This is a genomic window from Nocardia sp. NPDC052254 (assembly GCF_040679495.1).
Taxonomy (GTDB): Bacteria; Actinomycetota; Actinomycetes; order Mycobacteriales; family Mycobacteriaceae; genus Nocardia.
The window spans coordinates 648,256-668,376 of the sequence record NZ_JBFAUW010000003.1; the positions used below are offsets into that span (position 1 = coordinate 648,256).

A 20,121-nucleotide genomic window follows, 5' to 3' on the forward strand; every position below is an offset into this window, starting at 1 on the left:
GCGGAACGGGGGCGGGTGCCTGCGAGAACGGAATTCCGCGCGGCCTACAGTGGGTTCGTGTCCGATTCCCGAGCCGATGCCGCACCGCCCGCCGCCGTGACCTCCGATCGTGACGTCGAGGCGGGTTTCCCGTTCTCCGCGGTGGTCGGCCAGGAGCAGCTGCAGCTGGCGCTGATTCTGTGCGCGGTGCATCCCGGAATCGGTGGCGTGCTGGTCCGTGGCGAGAAGGGGACCGCCAAGTCGACGGTGGTGCGGGCGCTGGCCCAGCTGCTGCCCCCGGTCTCCGACGAAAGCGGGCAACGACCGGCCCGGCTGGTCGAGCTCCCGGTGGGCGCCACCGAGGATCGCGTGGTCGGATCGCTGGATCTCGAGCGGGTGCTGCGTGACGGTGAGCAGGCCTTCCGGCCCGGCTTGCTGGCCGCCGCCCACCACGGCGTCCTCTATGTCGACGAGGTCAATCTGCTGCACGACCATCTCGTCGACGTGCTGCTCGACGCCGCCGCGATGGGGCGGGTGCACATCGAGCGCGATGGGGTGTCGCATTCGCATCCTGCCCGGTTCGTCCTGGTCGGCACCATGAATCCGGAGGAGGGGGAACTGCGGCCGCAGCTGCTGGACCGGTTCGGCCTCACCGTCGATGTGGCCGCCTCCCGGGATGTGGACATCCGGATGGCCGTGGTGCGTCGCCGCTTGGACTACGAGGCCGACCCGGGCGCGTTCGCCACCGCCTACGCCGCCGCCGATCGCGAGGTCGCCGATCGCATTCTCGGAGCCCGGGACCGGCTCGGTGAAGTGGTCCTCGACGATGTCGAGTTGCGCCGGATCGCGGCGCTGTGCGCGGCCTTCGATGTAGACGGTATGCGCGCCGATCTGGTGGTGGCGCGGACCGCGACCGCCCATGCCGCCTGGCGCGGAAGCGATTGTGTGACAGTCGAAGACGTGCGGGTGGCGGCGGAGCTGGCCTTGCCGCATCGGCGGCGCCGCGATCCGTTCGACGAGCCGGGCATCTCCACCGAACAGCTCGACGATGCCATGCGTGCGGCCGAACAGGAGGCCGAGCAGGCGCGCTCGCAGGACGATGAACCCGGCACGGGCGAATCCGGCGCCGGCCGGCCGGAATCGCACGAGGGCGACGCGGATACACCGGGCGATCCAGGTCCCGACGACGGCGGCCCCCACGACGGCGGCCCCCACGACGATGGCCCCGACGGTGGCGGTCCCGACCACAACGGTCCCGACGATGACGGTCCGGACGACGGTGGCCCCGATTCGCCCGGCGGCGGCTCTCGGGAGCGTGCCGCGGCCGCACCCGCGAATTCGCCCGCGCGTCCGCCGCATTGGGAGATTCCCGGCGTGGGCGAGGGCGCCCCGGGCCGCCGCTCGCGCGCCCACACCCGCCACGGCCGGGTGGTCCGGTCGGTCACCGACACCTCGGCGGGACTGCATCTGCTGGGCACCCTGTTCGCCGCCGCCCCGCACCAGTACACGCGCGGTCGCGTCGAGGGCCCGCTGGCGCTCGAGGCGGACGATCTGCGGGGCGCGTATCGCGAAGGGCGCGAGGGGAATCTGGTGGTGTTCGTGGTCGACGCCTCCGGCTCGATGGCCGCCCGCGATCGGCTCTCGGCGGTGACCGGTGCGATCGTCGCCCTGCTGCGCGATGCCTATCAGCGGCGTGACAAGGTCGCGGTGATCACGGTGCGGGGCAGCGAGGCCGAACTGGTGCTGCCGCCGACCTCGTCGGTCGATATCGCGGTCCGGCGGCTGGCCGATCTGCGGACCGGTGGCAAAACCCCACTCGCCCAAGGCCTTCTGAAGGCCCGAGAGGTGGTGTCGCGCGAACGGGTCCGCGATCCGCGCCGCCGCGCCATGGTGGTGCTGCTCACCGACGGTCGTGCCACCGGTGGCGCCGAACCGATCCCGCGTGCTCGCGCGGCCGCGCGACTGCTGGCACGTGACGGGGTGGCCGGTGTGGTGGTGGATTGCGAGCGCGGCATGGTCCGGCTCGGACTGGCCGCCGAATTCGCCCGTGAACTGCGTGCCCGCTGCCTGAAGCTGTCCGAGCTGACCGGTGAGACGGTCGTCGCCGCGGTCAAGTCGGGTCTGCCGCAGGGGCGCCTGGCCGCCTGACCCACCTGCCGCGACGTCGCGCGGTGTGCCGGGCGCCGGTGTGGAAATGTGATGGCAGCAACTGCTGGAGAAGGAGAGTGCAGCGATGCCGAAGGGCGTTCCGGAGACGATCCCCGACGACGGGCTGACCACCAGGCAGCGGCGTAATCAGCCGGTGCTCGCGGTGCACACCGGGCCCGGGAAGGGCAAGTCGACCGCCGCCTTCGGTATGGCGCTGCGGGCCTGGAATCAGGGCTTCGATCTCGCGGTGTTCCAGTTCGTCAAGAGCGCGAAGTGGAAGGTGGGCGAGGAGGCCGCGTTCCGCACCCTGGGCCGGTTGCACTCCGAAACCGGCACCGGCGGCCCGGTCGAATGGCACAAGATGGGCGAGGGCTGGTCCTGGACGCGCAAGCAGGGCAGCGATGAGGATCATGCGGCCGCCGCGCTGGCCGGCTGGCAGGAGATCGCCCGCCGGCTTTCCGACGAACAGCATCGCTTCTATGTCCTCGACGAATTCACCTATCCGCTGAAATGGGGCTGGGTCGATGTCGACGAGGTCGTCGAGACGCTGCGCGCGCGCCCGGGCAACCAGCACGTGGTGATCACCGGCCGGGACGCGCCGCAGGCGCTGATCGACGCCGCGGATCTGGTCACCGAGATGACCAAGGTGAAGCATCCGATGGACGCCGGGCGCAAGGGCCAGCGGGGGATCGAATGGTGACCGGACGGTGACCGTACCGGCGGTGGTGATCGCCGCTCCGGCCTCCGGCAGCGGAAAGACCACGCTGGCAACGGGTCTGATCGGCGCGCTACGGCGCGCCGGACATCGGGTGGCGCCGTTCAAGGTGGGGCCGGACTACATCGATCCGGGTTATCACGGGCTGGCGGCCGACCGGCCCGGGCGCAATCTGGACCCGGTTCTCGTCGGCGCCGAGCGGGTCGTGCCGTTGTATCGGCACGGCAGCGCGGGATGTGATCTGGCGGTGGTCGAAGGTGTGATGGGCCTGTTCGACGGCCGTATCGACGCCGACAATCCCGCCCCGATCGCCGAAGGTTCCACCGCGCAGGTCGCCACGCTGCTGGGCGCCCCGGTGCTGCTGGTCGTCGATGCGCGCGGGCACAGCCAGAGCCTGGCCGCGCTGCTGCACGGCTTCGCCACCTTCGACAGCGGGATCCGGCTGGGCGGGGTCATCCTGAACCGGGTCGGCAGTCCACGCCACGAACAGGTGTTGCGCGGCGCCTGCGCCCGGGTCGGCCTGCCGGTCCTGGGTGCGCTGCCGCGGATGGCGGAATTGGCTGTTCCCGCACGGCATCTGGGGCTCGTTCCGGCAGTCGAGCACGGGCGGGCCGCCCACGCGGCGGTCGATGCCATGACCGAACTCGTCGCGGCACACATCGATCTGGACGCCGTGGCGCGCATGGCCGGAGTCCACGTGGCCGGTCCGGCGTGGGATCCGGTCGCCGAACTCGCCGCGCACCACGGTCGCGATCGTGCCGAATCGGCGGGCGATCCGGTGGCGGCCACGACGGAAACCATTGCGGTCCGGGGAGAACCCGGCGCGGGTGCGCGGCCGTCCACGGCCGTCGCCGATCCGGTGCCCGCACGGTCGGCGACACCCCGTGCGGTGATCGCGATGGCTGGTGGACCCGCCTTCACTTTCGGGTATGCCGAGCATCGGGAACTGCTGTCCGCGGCCGGTGCGCAGGTCCGCGTCTTCGATCCGCTGGTGGACCAATTGCCCTCGGGCACAGCGGGTCTGGTTCTTCCCGGCGGATTTCCCGAGGAACACGCCGCCGATCTGGCCGCCAATGCCGCGCTGCTCGCGGCGGTGGCCGGTGCCGCCGGGCGGGGCATGCCGATCCATGCCGAATGCGCCGGACTGCTGTATCTCACCCGGTCCCTGGACGGCCATGGCATGGCGGGGGTGCTCGACGCCACCGCGGAATTCGGTCCGCGCCTCACCCTCGGATATCGGGATGCGGTGGCACTGGCGGATTCGGTGTTGTGGCGAGCCGGAGAGCGTGTGCGCGGCCACGAGTTCCATCGCACCCGTCTGGTGGACGCGGGATCGGGCGATCGGGCCTGGGGTTGGCGGGCCGGTGACGAGTCGGTGCGCGAGGGCGCCCTGCAGGGTCACGTCCACGCGTCCTATCTGCACACCCATCCGGCCGGAAACCCCACGGCGATAGCCCGTTTCGTCGACGCGTGCGAGCGGTTCGCCGCGCGCGCGGGCGAATGAACCACGTGCGGACCGGCTCTCTCATGACCGCCGTCGTGGTCGTGGGAATCGGGGCTCGCCCGGATCAGGAAGCCGACACGATTGTCCGCGTCGTGCGCACGATCGTGGGCGACCATCGGATTCGCTGTCTGGCCACGGTCGATCGCAGGGCGGCCGAGGCCGGAATGACCGCCGCGGCCGCGGAGCTGGGCGTGCCGGTGATCGGCTACGACCCCACGGAACTGGCCGCTGTCGAGGTACCGACTCCTGCCGAACGCGCGACGGAGGCGATCGGCACACCGAGTGTCGCCGAAGCGGGCGCGTTGCTCGCCTGCGCGCGCTGGTGCGATCGGCCCCGCCTGCTGCGGCGTAAGACGGTGATCGAGGGGATCACCGTCGCGATCGCCTGTTGCACGGCGCTATCCGGATCTGCGGGCGACTCGATGCGGTTGCCGTCGGGTGACGGCTACGGGCACACCCCGATCGGGGTCGCGGCGAGGACCCGTGCGGATCCGGCGACCGGTGACAGTTCCGGGAGCCCGTCGTAGTAGACCGCGGACACGATGTGCTGTCCGGCCCGGTCGGGCAGCCAGCCGATGCTCGCGACCCCGTCGACCACCGGCACCGTGCCGACGATATTGCCGCTGATCCCGTCGAGGTGGCTGAAGAAATCGACCGTTCCGTGCGTGACCGGACTGCCGTCGGGATTGCGCACGGTCGCGACCGCGTTCTGCGCGCACCCGACGAGTGCCCCGTTGACCGGGCTCAGCACCGATCCCGACATCGACACCGCGATGGTCGGAACGGCCGTGGCCCCGGCCGTGGGCGCCGCGGCGATCGGTGCTGCGGCGCCGATCGCGGCGGCCGCGAGAACGAATCCGGCGGCCCGTGCCGTCCGATGGGAGACGATCCGGGCGGTATCACGCGAAGTACGGAACCCGCTCATCGTGCCTGCCTCTCGCTGTGGATTCCGGGCCGACGGCCCGGTGTCGATCCGTCGCAGGCTACCTGAGACTCAGGTCACATCCGGTGTGGCGCGCGGACCCGGGGACCAGCCCGCCGATCACGGGGCGACCGAGGTCCAGTCGGCGAAGCCGGTCGGGTCGTGGCGGCCCAGGCTGCCGTGCTCGAACAGTCCCCAGCCCTCGGCATCGCCGCACCGTGCCTGGCCGACATGGTCGATGACACCCCACGGAATACGCCCGGCCACAGCCGGATCGGTGAGGTCGTAGGTGCTCGTCGAGGACCAGTCGCGGCCCTTCCACTGCCCGTGCAGCCAGTCCGGATCACCGCCGTAGCCGCAGCCGATGTGCAGCGGGATACAGGTGTGTGTGCGAATCTCCACCGTCAGCGGCGACCCGTCACCGGCGGTCATGTCCAGCCGCGCCGCGACCGGAATTCTGGTCCCGGACCGGTAGTCGATGTGGATACGCGGCCAGCCCAGCTGCTCGAGGCGGCCGTCCGGCCACACCCGCACGGCGTCGTTGAGGGTGCGGAAGCCGTCCGGGTTCTCCTGCACGATCACCACGATCGCGAAGTCGTCGAAACGCAACGGGACATAGAGCCACCAGAAACCGCCCGCCGGTTCGCTCGCGTCGCGCCCCGCCGGTTCGGTCTCGCCGACCGGGCGGATACCCCACGAGCGGTCACGGGTTCCCAGCCACACGTCCGGATCGACCGCGATGTCGGTACCGTCCACACAGACTGTGCCCGACCAGGTACCGACCTGCGCGAACCGCGACGCGTCGATGATCGGCCGGCTGCCGGTGTGGATCAGGTGCGGCTGCTCCTGCACGGCCGGGAAGGACCCGTCCCAGGTGAGATCGAGACCCAGATCGTCGTGCTCGCAGACCACCCGCACCCGCTGCAGCGGTTCCAGCACCTCGATGCGGTAGCCGCCCACGCGCAGGTTCAGATCGCGCGCGCCGAGCGCGTCGGAGAACCGGACGGTGCGCTGGGTGTCACCGCGGCGGACCGCGGCGTAGGCGTCGATCACGCCGAGGTTCGGATACACGCCGAATCCGGTGACCAGCATGGTCCCGCCACTGCGGTCGTGCGCGTTGAAATAACTGCGGTCGTAGAAGTTGCGGTCGGTGGTGGCCGCGCGGGCCAGCGACAGCGGTGTCTGATGGACCGGGTATTCGTCGAGGGGTACCGGCGCGTGGTGGGCCGGACGGCCGTCTGTCATCTATCTCCTCAATCCCATTGGTAGGTGCCGTCGAGCAGGGCCTGCAGCGCCGCCCGGTGCATCACGTAGTCGTCGCGGTCGTCGGTGTCGGTGTCCTCGCCGAAATGGATCATCCGGCGTTTGATGCGCGCCATCACGATGCCGTGCCGCAGCGCGGCGTAGACCAGGTACCAGTCCAGATCCCGCAGCCGGTGGCCGGTGCCCTGTTCGTACCGTGCGACCACATCGTCGCGACGCAGATAGTCCGGCAGGCCCGGCTGATCGAAGCGGGTCGCGATGTCCTGGAAGAAGCGGTGGATGAAGATCAGCCAGGCGACATCGAGTTCGCGGGGGCCCAGGGTGGCCATCTCCCAGTCCAGTACCGCGGTCGGATCGAAATCGTCGAAGATGATATTGCCGGGCCTGGCATCGCCCCAGTTCAGCACGTCGGGGCCGGGGTCGGCGGGCCAATGCCGCTCGAGCCAGTCGAAGCCGCGCTCCAGCAGGGGGATTCGGTACCCGTCGTCGGCAAGTGCCCAGCGATACCACTCGCGCTGGGCGTCGAAATGGCGGCGCAACGAGGAACCGGGGCCGGTCAGGGACGGGAATTTCGCGGCCGGATCGGTGATGGCGTGTACGGCGGCGATGACATCGACGGTGCCGCGGGTGATCCGCATCCGCTCCTCGGCGGTGGCGTCGAACACCCAACCGACGAACACATAGGGCGGGTTGTCCTCCGGGATGCGCCCGGTGATGCGCTCCATCACGAAAAATGGTGTGCCGAGCACCGATTCATCCGATTCCCGCCAGCACAGGCGCGGTACCGGAACGTCGGAGTGTTCGGCGACACCGGCCATCACGTCGTACTGGGAGTCCAGATCGTAGGTCTCGAAGACCGGGAACGAGCCATCCTCGGGTGCCATCCGCGCCACATACGAACCGCCCTCGGCCCGGCCGTCGCGCTCCCAGCGCGCATCGAACATCACCGACGAACTCGACATCCCGCCCGCCTGCGGGCGGGACAGGCCGGACACGACCGGCCGCACGCCGAGAAGGCTCGCCAGCCAATCGGTGAGCCGGACGGCGAGCTCGTCGAGATCACGCGCACTGGTCGTCAGCTGCCGCCGTTGCCCGGGGTCGGAATCGGATTCGGTCGCCATATCGGACCTCCTGATGGAATGAAAGAGTCTGTGCACCAGTCGATTACGCCTCGGTCGCAGGGACGGGCGCGGCGCCGGAGGCGTTATGGATGAAATGTAACGCGTTCTAGTGTGGATGGGTACGGAATCGGGACCGAAACTTCGGCCGTTCCGTTCACCGGGACCCGGTTTGCCCGGCGCCGTCCGGCCGGTGATCCCCGCCCGGCTTCGTGGTAGCACGTACGTCCCGGGGGTGATCGTGGCAGGGGAGTTTCGTTCCGAGGGGTGAGGACTTCCGGCGTCGCCGCTCGTAATGTCTCCGTTCGGATCGTCCTGCGCGCCGGTCTGGGCCGGGCGCGTGGAGAAGGGTGGGAGTGGAGTGCAAGTGAGTGTCGCCGTCGAGGAGATCGAGTCCCCACCGGCTACGGAGCAGGAGGATCAACCGTCGGCGGTGGGCTGGAATCCGTTCACACGTCTGGCATTCCGGTTCACCTTCCTGTATCTCGGACTGTTCTGTGTGCTCTACCCGCAGGTCGTCTTCGTGTTCACCGGCTGGTTCGGTTCCTGGCTCGACCCCGACGCGGTGCTGTGGCAGGGCCGGGTGCTGCGGCCGGTACTGGAATGGACCGGCCGCACGGTCTTCGGTATCCATCCGGTACTGAGCAGCAATGGCAGTGGGGATCAGGCGATCCTGTGGGTGCTGGTGTTCTGTGTCCTGGTCGTGGCACTCGCGGGCACATCGGTATGGTCGGTGCTCGATCGGCGCCGTCGCGACTACCGGCGCCTGGCCGGATGGTTCCTGGTGTTCCTGCGGCTGTGCCTGGCCGGGCAGATGCTGAAATACGGATTCGCGAAAATCGTCCCCACCCAGATGCCCGAGCCCTCGCTGTCGACCTTGCTGACGCCGTACGGCGATCTGGCACCGATGTCGGTGCTGTGGAATCAGGTCGGCACGAGCCCGGCCTACGAGATGCTCCTCGGCGCCGCGGAACTCCTCGCGGGGGTGTTGCTGCTGGTTCCCCGCACCGCCACGGTCGGAGCGATGCTGGCCGTGGTGAGCATGGCCCAGGTGTTCGTGCTGAACATGACCTTCGATGTACCGGTCAAGATCCTGTCCGGACATCTGCTGCTGATATCGATGGCACTGCTCGCTCCGCAGGCCCGGCGGCTGTTCGATGTGCTGGTGCTCGATCGTCCGGTCGGCCGCTCGACGGCGCCGTATCCGTTCCGTACCCGCCGATCCCGGTTGATCGCGGGACTCGTGCAAGCGGGCATCGGAGTCTGGGTGGCGGTGGCGCTGGCGCACGTGAGTACGCAACTGTGGGACAGCGGTTCCGGTCGGCCGAAACCTCCGCTGTACGGCATCTGGGCGGTCGAGGAATTCACCCGGGACGGGCAGTCGGTACCGCCGCTGCTGACCGATGCCGAACGCTGGCAGCGCGTGGTCTTCGACTACCCCGGTGTCATGCAGTACCAGCGCACGGACGGAACGCTGGTGCCGACCGCGGCGGAGATCGACACCGGTGCGCACCGCCTCGCATTGGCCGCCGCACCACAGCACGCCGGCGCGCAACCGGTGCCGCTGGGGGAATTCGCCTACGAACAGCAGCGCCCCGATGTCCTGCGTTTCACCGGAGAGCTCGCGGGCCATCCGGTGACGGTGAGCTTCCGGCGCCAGGACCCTGACGCCTTCCCCCAGCGCAGCCACGGTTTCCGCTGGGTCCAGAACGCGCCCGGGCAGTGAGCCGTCAGGCCGCGTTCGCACCGATCTGGTTGCCCCAGTGTGGATTCGGGGCGTAGAACTCCCCGGTCCCAGGTGCGAACGCGGCCGCCGCCGCCGGGCATCGCCACAGCTGCGCGACCAGCCACGCCGTCGGGTATCCGAGAAAGCCGTAGACCCCGGAGGTGCAGGGGTAGGAGGCATGGGCGCAACCCGGCTGGCCCTGCACGTCGTTGTGGTTGGGGCCGACGAGGGTGCCCCACACCTTGGTGACCGACGCCGGAGTGGCGTTGTAGTAGTCCTGGTTCGACTGCAGTCCGGGCAGCGACCACAGCGGTTGGGACGGCGAGATCAGCGCATCGTAGGAACCGTTGACGAAGAACACCGAACCCTTGGTCAGACGGCGAGTATCGGTGCAGCTCAGCCTTTTCGAGCACACCGCCTGGGCGGGTAGCTCGATCGGCACCGCGGTCCGGATCGCGCCGCCGGAGGCGATCATGGCGTTGAGGACGCCGGTGGCGCCCTGGGAATGGCCGACTGCGCCGACTGCCCTGGGATCGAGCCGGTCGTGGAAGACACTGTCCGGATCGGCGGCGCGATCGACGAGGTACCGTGCGGCACCGGCGATGTCGACTCCCGAGCCGGTACTGCGATTCTCGGTCGCGATCACCGCGAAACCCCACGACGCCAGATGCCGCAGCAGATACGCGTACTGCCTGGGCTGCGCGGCGGTGCCGTCGCCCCAGGTGATGATCGGGTGGCGTAGCCCGCTGTCGCGGATGTTCGCGGGGTACCAGACGTCGTAGCCGGCTCCGGTGCTGTCGCAGCAACCGAAACCGTATTGCTCGGCGACCGGCCAGGGCCCGGGTTCCAGATATGTGGCCTCGACCGGTCCGCTCGGCCGATAGGGATCGGCGGCCGCCGAAGTGGCGGCCACCGCCCCCGCGACGACGACCGTCACCACCACGACCACCGCCTGCAGCACCGCACGTCGCATGTTCGCAGCATAGAACCAGGACCGGCCCCGGAGCCGGGAATGGCATGCGGCCGCGGCGGGTTCGCTCTCGATATGAGTACCGAACTCTCACCGGAATTGAAGCGGTTCCTCGACACCGCAAAGGTTTACGCGACCGTGGCGACGATCGGCCGCGACGGGCAGCCGCATCAGACCGTTGTCTGGATCGACCGCGACGGCGACGATCTGGTGTACTCCACCACCGTCGCTCGCCAGCAGTACAAGAACGTGGCGCGTGACCCGCGGGTGAGTGTGATGATCAATCCGCCCGACAAGCCGTTCCTCTACGCCGAGATCCGGGGCACGGCGACCGTCACCCCCGATCCGGAGCGGGCGATGCCCGATCGGCTGTCGCTCAAATACACCGGGCAGCCCTACGCGCAATTCAATCCCGCCTCGGTCGACGATGCCGAGCGCGTCGTCGTTCGCGTCACCCCGCAACGCGTCACGGGGCGGCTCTGAGTCGAGGCGCCCGGCGGCGTGTCGACAACTTCGGCCCGAGCACTCCGGAATCGATGTCCACCGGTGTGAGATGAGTCTCGACTGTGATACGTCGAGCGTTGCGGACGCGGTGTACTCCCTGCAGGATGACCTGAGCGGCGGCCTCCGCCGTGCCAACTTCGCAGGTGGAGGGAGTTTCTCTTGGCTTCGTCAGGACGTACCCACGGTAGAGCCGGAACCCGGCGCAGGGCCGGGCTCGCACGGGCGGGAGCGCGTACGGCGGCCGCCGGTGCCGCCGCACTGGCCCTGCTCACCGGCACCGGAATCGGCGTCGCGCAGGCCCGGCCGGTCGGCGCTTTCGATGTCGGCGGCGCGATCGAACAGGAATACGACCGCGCCGGTGGCCCCGGGTTCTTCGGTAATCCCGTCGGCCCGGAAACCGATGCCAATGGCGGCAAATTCCAGGTGTTCGAACGCGGCTGCTCGATCTACTGGTCGATCGGTACCGACGCGCACGCGATCTGTGGCCTGATCCGCGACAAGTGGGGCTCGATGGGCTGGGAGACCAGTCCGCTCGGATTCCCGCTGGCAGATGAGGCCGCCGCCGGCCGGGACGGCCAGGGACGGGTCGCGCTGTTCCCCGGTGGCGTCCTGGTCTGGTCGGCGAATACCGGCGCGCATCCGGTGTGGGGTTCGATCCTCGGTATCTGGCAGGGCAACCAGGCCGACCGGGGCCGCTACGGCCTGCCCACCAGCGACGAATACGACTACAACGGCGGCAAGGCCCAGGACTTCCAGGGCGGCCGGATCACCTGGAAGCCCTGATCCGCGCGTGCCCGCCAGGTGATTGCGGAACCGCTCCGCCCACGCCGTAGGCTGAAAACTTGTGCCGAATACGACAGACGACCAGCATTCCGGTGATCCGAACTACGTGGTCGGGCTCGATCTCGCCGGCCGCCGCGTCGTCGTCGTGGGCGGCGGCTCGGTAGCCCAGCGCCGCCTCGGACTGCTCATCGCGAGCGGTGCCGAGATCGAGGTGATCAGCCGGACCGTCACCCCCGCCGTGGAGGCGATGGCCACCTCCGGGCAACTGCGTATCGCCACGCGCGCATACGCGGACGGCGATCTGGATGGTGCCTGGTACGCGATCGCGTGCACCGATGAACCCGAGACCAACGCCGCCGTGGTCGCCGAGGCCGAGCGCCGCCGCATCTTCTGCGTGCGCGCCGACAACGCCCGTCTCGGCACCGCCGTCACCCCGGCCAGCGCCCGCTACGACGGGCTCACCCTCGCGGTTCTGGCGGGAGGACGGCATCGGCGCTCGGCGGCGGTGCGGACCGCACTGCTCGAGGCGCTGCAATCGGGCACGGTCACCGACGATTCCGAACCGGTGGCGCCCGGCGTCGCTCTCGTCGGCGGCGGGCCCGGCGACCCCGATCTGATCACCGTGCGCGGTCGCCGTTTGCTCGCGCGTGCCGACCTGGTGGTGGCCGATCGGCTGGCACCGCCGGAACTGCTCGCCGAACTCGGTCCCGATGTGGAGGTCGTCGACGCGGCGAAGATCCCCTACGGCCGGGCGATGGCCCAGGAGGCGATCAACACCGCACTCGTCGAGGGCGCCCAGGCCGGCAAGTTCGTGGTCCGGCTCAAGGGCGGCGATCCGTACGTCTTCGGGCGCGGGTACGAGGAACTCGAGGCCTGTGTGGATGCCGGCGTCGCGGTAACCGTCGTCCCGGGCGTCACCTCGGCGATCTCCGTGCCCGCACTGGCCGGGATCCCGGTCACCCATCGCGGCGTCACACACGAATTCGTCGTCGTGAGCGGCCATATCCCACCCGACCATCCGGATTCGCTGGTGGATTGGCCCGCCCTGGCCCGGCTACACGGCACCCTCGTGCTGCTGATGGGCGTCGAGCGGATCGAGAAGTTCGCCGACGCCCTGATCGCGGGCGGTCGCGCTGCCGCGACACCGGTCACGGTCGTCCAGGAAGGAAGTCTGCGGACCCAGCGGATCGTGCGCGCGGACCTGGCCACCGTCGCCGAACGCGTACGCGCCGAGGGCATTCGGCCACCGGCGATCATCGTGATCGGCCCGACTGCGGGATTCACCGCCGGTGCGCCCGATATCGACGCATCGGCCGATCATCGGCAGTGATGCCGTCCGCGCAGGGGCGACCACGCGTCCGGTTGGGCCGTTCCAATATCCGTTACAGTGAGTCACTGTGCTCGATAACCCCGCCGCGACGATGCATTATCAAGTGACCAAGCGGGCCTTCGGGCTGCCGATCCTGGTGCTGTCCGGCCTGCAATTGATGGTCGTTCTCGACGGTACGGTGGTGATCCTGGCGCTGCCGGCGCTGCAGCGCCATCTCGGATTGACCAGTTCGGAAAGTGCCTGGACGGTCACGGCCTACGGCCTCACCTACGGCGGCCTGATGCTGCTGGGTGGTCGGCTCGGCGACTCGTTCGGGCGCAAGAAGATGCTGTTGCTCGGCGTCTCGCTGTTCACCCTGGCCTCCCTGCTGTGCGGTCTGGCTCAGAACGACGTCATGCTCATCGCGGCCCGGGCGCTGCAGGGCACCGGCGCCGCGGTGGCCGCGCCGGTGGCGATGGCACTGGTCGTCAGCACCTTCGCGCCCGGACCGGCCCGCAATCAGGCCATCGCGATCTTCGGGTCGATGATGGGGGTGGGTTCGGTCGGCGGCCTCGTCGTGGGCGGCGCTCTGGCGGAATGGAATTGGCGGCTGATCTTCCTGATCAATGTGCCGATCGGCTTGCTCATCCTCCTCGGGGCGATATTCCAGCTGCACGATTCGGCCCATCACCGGTTGCCACTGGATGTGCGCGGCGCCGCGCTGGGAACGCTCGGTTGTGTGGGGGTGATCTTCGGCGCGACCGAGGGACCCGATCTGGGCTGGACCAGTCCCTACGTCATCGGCGCGCTGATCGCCGGTCTCGTGATGCTGGTGGCATTCGTGCTGGCCGAACGCAGCGCCACCAATCCGCTGCTTCCCCTGGGGCTGTTCCGTGATCGTGACCGTGCGATCACCTTCGTCGCCTTGCTGCTCGGCTCCGGTGTGCTCGGCGCGATGACTTATTTCGTCGCGCAATTCCTGCAGAACGTGGTCGGCTACAGTCCGCTGGTCGCGGGTCTGGCCTCGATTCCGTTCACGATCGGTGCGGGGCTCGGCACCGCGATCGCCTCCAAGGCCGCGCTCATGATCCGGCCGCGCTGGCTGCTGTCCGGTGCGGCGGCGGTACTCGCGGCGGCCCTGTTCTTCGGTTCGACCCTGGACCGTGACGTCGAATACTGGCCGACCCTGCTGGTGCTGCTCATCGTGGTCGGCACCGCGATCGGGTTCGTCATCGTGGTCGGCCCGTTGTGCCTGCTCGTCGGGGTTCCGGTGAACGAGGTCGGGCCACTGTCGGCGATCGGCCAGATGATTCTGACCCTCGGTACCCCGTTCGCGGTCGGCCTGCTCACCCCGCTCGCCGCCTCGCGCACACTCTCGCTGGGCGGGCGCACCGACCGGACGTCGGACCTCACCACCGCCGAAGTCTCTGCGCTGTCCAGTGGTTACACCTTCGTGCTGCTGATCTGCGCGATCGGCGCCGTCGTCATCGGTTTGATCGTGCTGACCCTGCGCTACACCCCGCAGCAACTGGCTCAGGCACAGCACGCGCAGGAGGAGTCGCAGCAGGCCTGACCGATCGCCCGCCGAAAATCACCCGCGGTCGAAGAGTTCCAGCAGCTCGCTCCTGCCGAACATCCTCGCGGACTCCCGCGCGGAAGGAGTGCCGGCGTCCGGGTCGGCTCCGGCGTCCAGCAGGGCCCGCACGATCTCGTTCTCACCCTTGAAAACCGCTCCCGCGGCCGGGGTCTGGCCGCGGTCGTTGGCCCGGTCCGGGTCGGCGCCGTGGTCGAGCAGGGTGGTCACCGCGGCGAGATGGCCGTGGTAGGCGGCGAGCATCAGCAAGGTGTCGCCGCGATCGTTGGTGAGGTTCGCCGGGACGCCCGCATCGAGGTAGGCGGCGAGAGTGTCCGCGGCTCCGGTGCGCGCCGCATCGAACAGCGCGGTGGCCAGTTCGACCAGTCCGGGGTCGATGTCCTCGGCATCCATGGGGCCTTCCTACCACGAGCCCACGCGGTTGCCCGCGTGGGCTCGCGACGGTCGCGACCGGCCGCTCAGTTGTAGGACCGGGCGACACCGTCCAGCAGATGTTCGAGGGTTTCGTAGGTCGGGGTGTCGACCACGTCGACGACATCCTTGGCCACCGGGATGTGGTGTTCGGCGGTCACTTTCGCGAACTGGGCGGGATCGGCGGTGCGGAAACCGTGCTCGGCGGCCAGCCGCTGCAGACCGGGATCGGTGCTCAGCAACTGCCCGATCCGATCGCCGGTGGCGTTCAGCGGCACCAGCGTGTGCCGGGACAGGACCGTCGGCGACGGGTACAGCAGCACCGAGTTCGCGGGCAGCTTCCCGGCGACCGCTGCTTCCACGTACTGCGATTCGTAGCCCCACACCATGGGTGTGGGCCCCATGCCGGCGGTGAGGTATTCGGTGAAGGGGCCCTCGCTGGAATTGTCGGTGTAGCCCTGTTTGGTGAACAGTCGCGACACCTTCGACAGGACGAAGTTCTCCGCCACCGGCCCCTGCACGATGCTGTCGTCGTTGGCGACGTAGGCCGCGGCGGCCAGGTACATCGCCGCCGAGTTGGAGGTACGTGGATCGGTGGTCGACAGCAGCACGCTCTTGCGCACCGGATAGCCGGTGTTGCCGTCGAGCCGATCCCACTGCTGCCCCTGTTGGGCGAGGTCGAGGTAGCGGTGCATATCGAAGGTCGGGGTGGCACCGGGACGCACCACGCCCGCGCGGGTCAGCGCGTCGACGATGGGACCGAAACTGGCGATCGCCATGGGCGAGGAGAAGGGCGTGTACCTGGTGGTGGTGGAGCGCTGACGCTGAATGCGTTCGGCGGCGAGGGTGCTCGACGGGAACGCGAAATCGTCGCCGCTCAGATCCACCGACGTGGCGATCTGCCGCGAACCCGCGGGATCGACCTGCAACCGGATGCCGTTGCGGGCGAACACATCCACCACGCGCGGATCGGTGAAGAACGCCATCTTCTCCGAACCGACGACACCGCGCGCGGTGATCATCGCGGTCGCGGGGGGTGCGGCGGGCTTGTCGTCACCGCCGAACCCGACACCGACCACGAGCGCGATGACGACGACGACCGCCGCGGCGAGCGCGGCGATCAGCCGGGGCCGCGCACGCCATCCCGCGGCGCCACCGCCGGCCGGGCGCTGATCGGTGCGCGCCGCCGCGCCGGTGGGAACAGGTTGTGGTGCAGTGATTGTCGAGCTGTCCGGTGTGCTCTGCACGGTCGTCACCGCGTCGGAATCGTCGCTGCCGAGTCGTGTTGCGCTGGAGGGGGTTACGGCGGTGGGCGACGGAATGACCGGTGCCGCGACCGGTGTCGCTGCCGGTTCCTCCGCTGTGGCTGCGGATTCGGCCGGTGTCACGTCAGCATCCGCCGGTGCCGCCGCGACACTCATCGAAACCGCCTCGGGCGCAGCGCCGGTCGGTACGGTGGTACCGGCCGGTGTCTCGCTCAGCAGCTCGTCGGCGGTGGAGCGGCCGGCCTCGGGCGCCACGGCGGTCCGCTCGATCGCGTCGTCCGGCGTGGCGGTGACCATGGCCGGCAACTCGACCGTCGCGGGAACCGGTTGTGCGGCCCGAGCATGGTGTGCGGCAGTGGATTCCGGCGCGTGCGCGTCGGACTCGCGATGTGCCGGCAGATGTTTGATTTCGCGGTTCACGATCCGCTCGATCAGAATCGGCACGAAGTCACGTACGGCGTGGCCGTCGAAGCGCCGCCGCACCTGACTCACCAGGTCCTGCACCAGTTCCGGCGAATGGCTACCGCTGTACTTGTCGACCAGACGGCTGGTCAACTGCCGCAGTGCTTTTTCCTCACGGTCCGTGGCGTCACTCACGCCGAACTCCTCGCCCATTCGCATTTCACAGCGGCGGTCGATCGCCGCGACGAATAACGATAGCGAGACAGAAGAACTGTTTCGGTGGAGCACTTTTCACCGGAGGGTTATGGAATTCGCTGGTGAATTGGCATTTTCGAGGTGTGGTTCCCAGCGGTGGCCGGTCGTGATTGGGTTCGAATTACGTCCTCGGTCACCGAGAATTCACTCAGGTGAGTACCAGCAGTTCGCTCGACGACGCGATTTCGACTCGTAGCCCAGCCTTTTCGGCCACCCGGGCCACCGCGCGGATATCGCCCGGCTCGGCACGAGTGGTCGCCAGCGCCCGGGCCAGCAGTCCTTTGTGATGTTTGTTGAAGTGACTGACCACCGTGCGGGTCCCGTTCGGGCGCTCGGTCAGCACGGTGGCCGTGACCGCGCCCGGCAATCGGCCCAGCTGCTGGTAGGTGCCCGATCTCAGGTCGACGACCAATCGATCCGCCGTCGCATCGCGCAGCGCCGGTGCCAGGACCGGTTTCCACAGCGCGGCCAGGGTCGGCAGTCCGGGCAGCTTCGAACCGCCCGACAGTCGATAGCCCGGAATCGCGTCCCCGGCCCGGACCACCCCGAACAACGCGGAGCCGATCGCCAGGCGCTCGTCGGCGCGGGCCCGTTGCGCCTTGGTCAGCGAACCGGCGTCCAGCGCGTCGTAGAGCACACCGGTGTAGCGCCGCAGCGCGGGCATCGTCGTGGCGGACCGCAGCGATTCGTTGCGTGCGAGCGCGGTCTGCAAACCCTCCGCGCTCGCCCCGCCGGCCTTGCCGAGGCCCAGTGCCACGCGGGCGGCCTCCGGGTCGGCGGTCAATTCGATCAGTTCGGTGATCAACTTGTCGCGGACCGCGGTGAGCTGGGGCAACCACAGCGAATCCAGATCGAGTGGACCGAGAGTTCCACCGTCGGACTTGGTTTCGGAGGGAGGCAGGATCACGAGCACGAGCCGTTACGGTAATGCCCTGCAAGCATCCGCGCAGCAGCGGCTAGTCTGTGCACCCGTGATCACCCGTCTCTCGCACCTGTTCCTGCGCACCCTGCGCGACGATCCCGCCGACGCCGAGGTGCCCAGCCACAAACTTCTGGTCCGTGCCGGATATGTGCGCCGGATCGCGCCGGGCGTGTACTCGTGGTTACCGCTGGGCCTGAAGGTGCTGCGCCGGATCGAGGACGTGGTGCGTGCGGAGATGAACGGGATCGGCGGGCAGGAGATCTCGCTGCCGGCGCTGCTGCCGCGCGACCCCTACGAGACCACCAACCGCTGGACCGAATACGGCGATGCCCTGTTCCGCCTGCGCGACCGAAAAGGCGCCGACATGCTGCTCGGCCCCACCCATGAGGAACTGTTCGCGCTGACGGTCAAGGGTGAGTACAACTCGTACAAGGACCTGCCGGTCACCCTGTACCAGATCCAGACCAAGTACCGCGACGAGGAGCGGCCGCGCGCCGGCATCCTGCGCGGGCGCGAATTCATCATGAAGGACTCGTACTCGTTCGACCTCGACGAAGACGGTCTCGCGGCCAGCTACGCCGCGCATCGCGGTGCGTACCAGCGCATCTTCGCCCGCCTCGGTGTCGAATACGTGATCGTCGCCGCCACCTCGGGCGCCATGGGTGGTAGTGCGTCCGAGGAATTCCTGGCCACCAGCCCCATCGGCGAGGACACCTACGTGACCTGCCTGGAATCCGGCTACGCCGCGAATGTGGAAGCGGTGGTGACCCCGGTTCCGCAGGAGATTCCGCTGCAGGGCCTGGCCGATGCCGTCGTCCACGACACTCCCGGCACTCCCACCATCGCCTCGCTGGTCGACTGGGCCAACGGCGCCGGAATCGCGGAGCAGTACGCCCGCCCCGTCACGGCCGCCGACACGTTGAAGAACGTGATGGTCAAGCTCCGGCACCCGGATGGCAAGACCGAGGTCGTGGGCATCGGTATTCCCGGTGATCGCGAGGTCGACGACAAGCGGCTGGGCGCCAGCCTGGAACCCGCCGAGGTGGAGTTGCTGACCGACGAGGACTTCGTCGCCAACCCCTTCCTGGTCAAGGGCTATATCGGGCCGAAGGCGCTGCTGGAGAACGGGGTTCGCTACCTGGTCGACCCCCGGGTGGTCACCGGCACCTCCTGGATCACCGGTGCGGACGCGCCCGGCAAGCATGTCGTGGGCCTGGTCGCCGGCCGCGATTTCACCCCCGACGGCACCATCGAGGCCGCCGAGGTCCGCGAGGGCGACCCCTCGCCGGACGGCCGGGGTGTGCTGCACGCCGCGCGCGGTATCGAGATCGCTCACATCTTCCAGCTCGGCTACAAGTACACCGATGCCTTCGAGGTCGACGTACTCGGCGAGAACGGCAAGCCGGTCCGGCTCGTCCAGGGTTCCTACGGTGTGGGTATCTCCCGCATGGTCGCCGTCGTCGCCGAGCAGATGCACGACGAGAAGGGGCTGCGCTGGCCCAGTGAGATCGCGCCGTTCGACGTGCACGTCGTCATCGCCAACAAGGACGAGGCCGCCCGCGCGGGTGCCGAACAGGTCGTGGCCGGACTCGACGGGCAGGGCTTGGACGTCCTGTTCGACGACCGCACCGCCTCGCCCGGGGTCAAGTTCAAGGACGCCGAACTGCTGGGCATGCCGTGGATCGTCGTGATCGGCCGTGGCTGGGCCGAGGGCAAGGTGGAGCTCCGCAACCGCTTCACCGGCGAATCCGAGGACATTCCGGCCGATTCCGCGATCGAGTCCGTCCTCGCGAAGATCCGCGCCTGAGCCCGTCGCCGACGGGAGAACGATTGCCGGTACCGGGGACCGCGGGACACTGCGGTCGCCGGTACCGTGCGGGTCGCTCAGGGGCGGCCGGGGAACGAGGCGGTCGGCGGATTCACCCCCAGGACGGCCTGCCAGGTGGCCAGGCGACCGGCGGACTCGGTGAGGCCGTCGATACCGGTGCGGCGTAGCTCGGGCGTGCTGGCCCGCTCCACGACCGAACGCCAGGCCACCGCCCCGTCGGATTCGACGGTGACCGCGAGATTGGCGGCCGGGATCGGATTGTCGACCGTGAACGGCGGGTTGTAGGCAGCCGCCGCCGCGGGGACCGTGGCGCCGGTGGCCTTCAGCGCGTCGATGGTGGCGTCGCGGCGGGCGCGGTGTGCCGCGAGGTATTCCGCGACCATCTTGGTGCGCTCGGGTGAGGCGTACGCCGCGATCAGGCCATAGGCGTACACCGCCGAGTATTCGGCTTTCAACGCCTCGGTCAGAACCTGCTGATCGATACTCATGCGGTGTCCTTCCGG

At 69.1% G+C, this 20,121-nt stretch carries 18 protein-coding genes; 10 read left to right on the forward strand and 8 right to left on the reverse strand.

Translation table 11 applies throughout. From position 1 onward, the window contains the following. Positions 1-96: 96 nt before the first annotated feature. The 4 genes from AB0L57_RS11660 to AB0L57_RS11675 all read left to right on the forward strand — a co-directional run bounded on the left by AB0L57_RS11660 (position 97) and on the right by AB0L57_RS11675 (position 4,873). Entirely contained in the window at positions 97-2,127 is a 2,031-nt protein-coding gene (locus AB0L57_RS11660) for a VWA domain-containing protein (RefSeq protein ID WP_364960592.1), read from the forward strand. 85 nt (positions 2,128-2,212) lie between these two features. Then, complete coding sequence (gene cobO, locus AB0L57_RS11665; protein ID WP_364960317.1) at positions 2,213-2,827, forward strand: cob(I)yrinic acid a,c-diamide adenosyltransferase; 615 nt, start codon at positions 2,213-2,215, stop codon at positions 2,825-2,827. A gap of 7 nt (positions 2,828-2,834) precedes the next feature. Next, complete coding sequence (locus AB0L57_RS11670; protein ID WP_364960319.1) at positions 2,835-4,346, forward strand: cobyrinate a,c-diamide synthase; 1,512 nt, start codon at positions 2,835-2,837, stop codon at positions 4,344-4,346. 23 nt (positions 4,347-4,369) lie between these two features. Then, positions 4,370-4,873, forward strand: coding sequence for a cobalamin biosynthesis protein (locus AB0L57_RS11675; RefSeq protein ID WP_364960321.1), 504 nt, complete (start codon positions 4,370-4,372; stop codon positions 4,871-4,873). On the opposite strand, the gene AB0L57_RS11680 is transcribed toward AB0L57_RS11675, so the two are convergent. From AB0L57_RS11680 to AB0L57_RS11690, 3 genes are all read right to left on the reverse strand, one after another. Further along, on the reverse strand, positions 4,792-5,271 hold the full coding sequence (locus AB0L57_RS11680; protein ID WP_364960322.1) for a hypothetical protein: 480 nt from the start codon (positions 5,269-5,271) through the stop codon (positions 4,792-4,794). The genes AB0L57_RS11675 and AB0L57_RS11680 overlap by 82 nt on opposite strands. Positions 5,272-5,388: 117 nt before the next feature. After that, the gene (locus AB0L57_RS11685) at positions 5,389-6,513 is read right to left on the reverse strand and encodes a hypothetical protein (RefSeq protein WP_364960324.1); all 1,125 of its coding nucleotides are present in this window, start codon (positions 6,511-6,513) and stop codon (positions 5,389-5,391) included. Between the two features lie 8 nt (positions 6,514-6,521). Beyond that, the gene (locus AB0L57_RS11690) at positions 6,522-7,652 is read right to left on the reverse strand and encodes a phosphotransferase family protein (protein WP_364960326.1); all 1,131 of its coding nucleotides are present in this window, start codon (positions 7,650-7,652) and stop codon (positions 6,522-6,524) included. Positions 7,653-8,016: 364 nt separating this feature from the next. Here AB0L57_RS11690 and AB0L57_RS11695 point away from each other — a divergent pair, with 364 nt between their 5' ends. After that, on the forward strand, positions 8,017-9,375 hold the full coding sequence (locus AB0L57_RS11695; RefSeq protein ID WP_364960327.1) for a DoxX family protein: 1,359 nt from the start codon (positions 8,017-8,019) through the stop codon (positions 9,373-9,375). A 4-nt stretch (positions 9,376-9,379) separates the two neighbouring features. Here AB0L57_RS11695 and AB0L57_RS11700 read toward each other — a convergent pair whose 3' ends face one another. Continuing rightward, the gene (locus tag AB0L57_RS11700) at positions 9,380-10,348 is read right to left on the reverse strand and encodes a hypothetical protein (RefSeq protein WP_364960329.1); all 969 of its coding nucleotides are present in this window, start codon (positions 10,346-10,348) and stop codon (positions 9,380-9,382) included. Between the two features lie 72 nt (positions 10,349-10,420). Between AB0L57_RS11700 and AB0L57_RS11705 the strand changes: the two genes are divergently transcribed. The 4 genes from AB0L57_RS11705 (at position 10,421) to AB0L57_RS11720 (ending at position 14,514) form a co-directional block, all read left to right on the forward strand. Then, positions 10,421-10,828: a PPOX class F420-dependent oxidoreductase gene (locus AB0L57_RS11705; RefSeq protein ID WP_364960331.1), complete on the forward strand. Its 408-nt coding sequence runs from the start codon at positions 10,421-10,423 to the stop codon at positions 10,826-10,828. Between the two features lie 180 nt (positions 10,829-11,008). After that, complete coding sequence (locus AB0L57_RS11710) at positions 11,009-11,632, forward strand: hypothetical protein (protein WP_364960333.1); 624 nt, start codon at positions 11,009-11,011, stop codon at positions 11,630-11,632. A 61-nt stretch (positions 11,633-11,693) separates the two neighbouring features. Further along, positions 11,694-12,962 (forward strand): uroporphyrinogen-III C-methyltransferase, encoded by a 1,269-nt coding sequence (gene cobA, locus AB0L57_RS11715; RefSeq protein WP_364960334.1) that lies wholly within the window; start codon positions 11,694-11,696, stop codon positions 12,960-12,962. 67 nt (positions 12,963-13,029) lie between these two features. Continuing rightward, a complete protein-coding gene (locus tag AB0L57_RS11720; RefSeq protein ID WP_364960336.1) occupies positions 13,030-14,514 on the forward strand; it encodes an MFS transporter in 1,485 nt (494 codons plus the stop codon). Between the two features lie 18 nt (positions 14,515-14,532). Here the strand turns inward: AB0L57_RS11720 and AB0L57_RS11725 are convergent, their stop codons facing one another. The 3 genes from AB0L57_RS11725 to yaaA form a co-directional block, all read right to left on the reverse strand. Beyond that, a complete protein-coding gene (locus tag AB0L57_RS11725; protein ID WP_364960338.1) occupies positions 14,533-14,928 on the reverse strand; it encodes an ankyrin repeat domain-containing protein in 396 nt (131 codons plus the stop codon). A 65-nt stretch (positions 14,929-14,993) separates the two neighbouring features. Next, complete coding sequence (locus AB0L57_RS11730; protein ID WP_364960340.1) at positions 14,994-16,808, reverse strand: three-helix bundle dimerization domain-containing protein; 1,815 nt, start codon at positions 16,806-16,808, stop codon at positions 14,994-14,996. A 208-nt stretch (positions 16,809-17,016) separates the two neighbouring features. After that, positions 17,017-17,781: a peroxide stress protein YaaA gene (gene yaaA, locus AB0L57_RS11735; protein ID WP_364960342.1), complete on the reverse strand. Its 765-nt coding sequence runs from the start codon at positions 17,779-17,781 to the stop codon at positions 17,017-17,019. 58 nt (positions 17,782-17,839) lie between these two features. On the opposite strand from yaaA, the gene AB0L57_RS11740 reads away from it, so the two are divergent. Beyond that, a complete protein-coding gene (locus AB0L57_RS11740; protein WP_364960344.1) occupies positions 17,840-19,597 on the forward strand; it encodes a proline--tRNA ligase in 1,758 nt (585 codons plus the stop codon). A gap of 77 nt (positions 19,598-19,674) precedes the next feature. Here AB0L57_RS11740 and AB0L57_RS11745 read toward each other — a convergent pair whose 3' ends face one another. Continuing rightward, positions 19,675-20,106 (reverse strand): ferritin-like domain-containing protein, encoded by a 432-nt coding sequence (locus AB0L57_RS11745; RefSeq protein ID WP_364960346.1) that lies wholly within the window; start codon positions 20,104-20,106, stop codon positions 19,675-19,677. Positions 20,107-20,121 lie beyond the last annotated feature (15 nt).

Coding starts and splice junctions, on each gene's coding strand:
- cobO (WP_364960317.1), top strand. CDS start 2,213: ATGCCGAAGGGCGTTCCGGAGACGATCCCCGACGACGGGCTGACCACC.
- AB0L57_RS11675 (WP_364960321.1), top strand. CDS start 4,370: ATGACCGCCGTCGTGGTCGTGGGAATCGGGGCTCGCCCGGATCAGGAA.
- AB0L57_RS11680 (WP_364960322.1), bottom strand. CDS start 5,271: ATGAGCGGGTTCCGTACTTCGCGTGATACCGCCCGGATCGTCTCCCAT.
- AB0L57_RS11685 (WP_364960324.1), bottom strand. CDS start 6,513: ATGACAGACGGCCGTCCGGCCCACCACGCGCCGGTACCCCTCGACGAA.
- AB0L57_RS11690 (WP_364960326.1), bottom strand. CDS start 7,652: ATGGCGACCGAATCCGATTCCGACCCCGGGCAACGGCGGCAGCTGACG.
- AB0L57_RS11700 (WP_364960329.1), bottom strand. CDS start 10,348: ATGCGACGTGCGGTGCTGCAGGCGGTGGTCGTGGTGGTGACGGTCGTC.
- AB0L57_RS11705 (WP_364960331.1), top strand. CDS start 10,421: ATGAGTACCGAACTCTCACCGGAATTGAAGCGGTTCCTCGACACCGCA.
- AB0L57_RS11725 (WP_364960338.1), bottom strand. CDS start 14,928: ATGGATGCCGAGGACATCGACCCCGGACTGGTCGAACTGGCCACCGCG.
- AB0L57_RS11745 (WP_364960346.1), bottom strand. CDS start 20,106: ATGAGTATCGATCAGCAGGTTCTGACCGAGGCGTTGAAAGCCGAATAC.